This is a genomic window from Sulfurimonas sp. (assembly GCF_023229105.1).
Lineage (GTDB): Bacteria > Campylobacterota > Campylobacteria > Campylobacterales > Sulfurimonadaceae > Sulfurimonas.
The window spans coordinates 1-2,554 of record NZ_JALNZY010000135.1; the positions used below are offsets into that span (position 1 = coordinate 1).

Consider the following 2,554-nt stretch of genomic DNA (forward strand, 5'->3'; position numbering starts at 1 on the left):
CGATTAGTTTGATAAGCATATAAAAGACCATCAGCGTTTAAAATTATATGCTTCTTACCTGACCAAAACTTTATTTGATTTCTGGCCCTTTTCGAAAAAATACCCTTAACAACCTCATAAGTGTTTATAATGTCGTTGTTCTTTTCAACAGTTGTTAAAGTTTTCACCTTTGGACAAGATAAAATATAATTAGATGCAACACCTAGACCTAGTCCTATTTCAAGACAATCGCCTTTGGGTTTATCCCATATTTGTTGAATATAATCAGCCAGTTCACTTTCTAAAGCCCAAAGATTATGACCAGGGCCTATCTCTAGAAACAACTGCTCATTCATCTCATATACTTTTACTTCTCCGCTTTCGGCTACAACACCACCATCTCTAAAGTAAATGAGCCCTTCTTCCATAAAACTCTCCTATCTATATTAAAGGTTAGATAAACTAAATATCGATAGTTTTTTCAAAATCAAACACAAGATTTATAGTAACACCAGTAGCCTTACTTTTGTCACACTCATCATGAGTTTCATACTTATACGTAACAGGATTGGTGTACTTTATACCAACATTGCCTGATTTAATAATTGGAAAAAATTTATCTAAACAAGCATTTACCTCATGTCGAACAAATTTTGTCCATTCTTCAGGACTTAAACCTTTGGTAGATGCGTCAGCAAGTTCTCTCCTTACGGCCTTGAGCCACTCAAAATAAAATTCCTCAGAAGTTATGTCTTTAGCGTCTACTATTTCATAATTATCAGCCATTTTAATTCCTCCTATTGTATAGCTTGTTTAGCAAGCTCCTTCTCCTGCTCATAAACATCGAGCGTTATTGTAGTTAATTTTCTGGCCCATTCAGGGTCGTCCTTATTAATTTCAATTTCACTATAGAAATCTTCTATTTCATGACCAACCAACTTAGGAGCTCCCTTCTCATCAACAAATACATGCTTAAATTCATGTGCAATAAGCCTCCCCCTATCTAAAGGATTAGCTAATTCCCAAGCCTTTTTGTCTACTATTAAAAGATAATCATATCCTTCAATAGCAACATTATCTTTTGAAAAGAATTTTATCTTCTCGCTGGCCAATTCCATAGAAGCAAGAACCAACTTACCAGATCTAACTCGCTTCTTTGTATCAAACATAAGCTTAAATTTTAGATTCTGATACCCTGGAAACCTCTTCTCTAAAACATCCATAAAAACTTCTACTAATGATTCATTACACTCTTCGTATCTATTCATTTTCCTTCTCCTTTTACTATTTTCTATTTCAATTATTATGATACATACTGTGCATATGTTCTTGCAACTTTAAAAGCTCGTCTCTTAAATCCTTAGCCTTTTTTAACTCTTTATTATTCTTTTCTCTATTTGCTTTTTCTTTCCACCAACGTTTCTTTTTCTCTTTTCTCTTACTAAGTCCTTGTTTTTCCGAAGGTTTGTCTAAACTATTCTCCATATTCTCTCCTGTTTTATAGGCTGGGGCCTATATATTTAAATTACTTTATTTCAATTTTTGTTACTTCTTCTTCAATTTTCTCAGGGATTTTCTTCCCTATAACACACTTTATGATGCCATCTTTGTAGTTACAATCTATTACGTTTGTATCTACGTCAGAGGCGAATCGAATTACACGTCGAAAAGATCTGTAAGAAACTTCCTTCATAAGACATTTCTTATCAGGATCTTCCTCTGAACAAGTTTCTTCTTTTTTGTCAGACTTAATAAACAAACAGTTATCCTTCAACTCTAAGTTCACATCGTCCTTCTCAAAACCAGCTACAGCTATTTCAACTGTATAATCTTTATCGGTTTCAAACACATTAATCTTAGGAAATGATCCTTTAGGTTGGAGCGTTTCAAAAACTTCGGTACTTATAGACCAATTATTCCAGGCGTAGTCCATAAAAGAATACATATTCTCAACCAAGTCATTGAAACGACCAAAATTAAAGAGACTACCCAAAGGATACGAATCTTTTAAAATTAAATCTTTTTCAGTCTTTCTCATGGTTTTTTCCTCCTATCTTTTTGTTTATAGGCCCCAGCCTGAGTTAAATATAACCACTAATTTTTATTTGTCAATATCTAGACTCAAAAAAATGTTACTATTAAATGGAGCCACTATTGCTTGTGGTAATTTACTTTTCATAGCTCTAGCGGCGGGCATGTTCCAAGAATGTATTATTATAACAGCATCGTTGTTTGAATTGTCTGAATTATTGGAAAGATATGCTGCTACATCAGCACCACATCCATTGTTTTCTCCGAGGTCATGATCGAGGAAAATATAATCAAATACATTATTTTCAAGATACTCTATCGCCGTATCTGCCTTTTCTGTTATAGAAATATCATAATCACAAAATCTTTCTATAAAAAAAGTAGCTCTATAAGTATCATCTTCTAAAACTAAAATCTTCATATCTTTTACCTAGTACGTCTATCCGTAAACTCATGCAACAAGCAGTGAGTTCTCTCCCCTCTTCCATTATAGGCATGTCTTATTCTCTTGTCAATAACTAATTTTACTTTTTCTCCATCTTTT

Annotated in this window: 6 protein-coding genes; all 6 read right to left on the reverse strand. The window is 33.4% G+C overall.

The window, feature by feature from the left end; genetic code table 11:
- Positions 1-407: hypothetical protein (locus M0Q17_RS11210; RefSeq protein WP_295086883.1), on the reverse strand; the 407-nt coding region annotated here is incomplete at its 3' end.
- A gap of 34 nt (positions 408-441) precedes the next feature.
- On the reverse strand, positions 442-765 hold the full coding sequence (locus M0Q17_RS11215; protein WP_295086885.1) for a hypothetical protein: 324 nt from the start codon (positions 763-765) through the stop codon (positions 442-444).
- A gap of 11 nt (positions 766-776) precedes the next feature.
- A complete protein-coding gene (locus M0Q17_RS11220; RefSeq protein ID WP_295086887.1) occupies positions 777-1,247 on the reverse strand; it encodes a putative metallopeptidase in 471 nt (156 codons plus the stop codon).
- A gap of 28 nt (positions 1,248-1,275) precedes the next feature.
- Positions 1,276-1,464 (reverse strand): hypothetical protein, encoded by a 189-nt coding sequence (locus M0Q17_RS11225; RefSeq protein ID WP_295086889.1) that lies wholly within the window; start codon positions 1,462-1,464, stop codon positions 1,276-1,278.
- 40 nt (positions 1,465-1,504) lie between these two features.
- Positions 1,505-2,017: an Hsp20/alpha crystallin family protein gene (locus M0Q17_RS11230; RefSeq protein ID WP_295086891.1), complete on the reverse strand. Its 513-nt coding sequence runs from the start codon at positions 2,015-2,017 to the stop codon at positions 1,505-1,507.
- A gap of 63 nt (positions 2,018-2,080) precedes the next feature.
- Positions 2,081-2,431, reverse strand: a complete 351-nt coding sequence (locus tag M0Q17_RS11235; RefSeq protein ID WP_295086893.1) for a cyclic-phosphate processing receiver domain-containing protein — start codon at positions 2,429-2,431, stop codon at positions 2,081-2,083.
- Positions 2,432-2,554 lie beyond the last annotated feature (123 nt).

What these genes read in the sequence shown, in the direction of transcription:
- M0Q17_RS11220 (WP_295086887.1), bottom strand. Translation starts at nt 1,247, where the DNA reads ATGAATAGATACGAAGAGTGTAATGAATCATTAGTAGAAGTTTTTATG.
- M0Q17_RS11225 (WP_295086889.1), bottom strand. Translation starts at nt 1,464, where the DNA reads ATGGAGAATAGTTTAGACAAACCTTCGGAAAAACAAGGACTTAGTAAG.
- M0Q17_RS11230 (WP_295086891.1), bottom strand. Translation starts at nt 2,017, where the DNA reads ATGAGAAAGACTGAAAAAGATTTAATTTTAAAAGATTCGTATCCTTTG.
- M0Q17_RS11215 (WP_295086885.1), bottom strand. Translation starts at nt 765, where the DNA reads ATGGCTGATAATTATGAAATAGTAGACGCTAAAGACATAACTTCTGAG.
- M0Q17_RS11235 (WP_295086893.1), bottom strand. Translation starts at nt 2,431, where the DNA reads ATGAAGATTTTAGTTTTAGAAGATGATACTTATAGAGCTACTTTTTTT.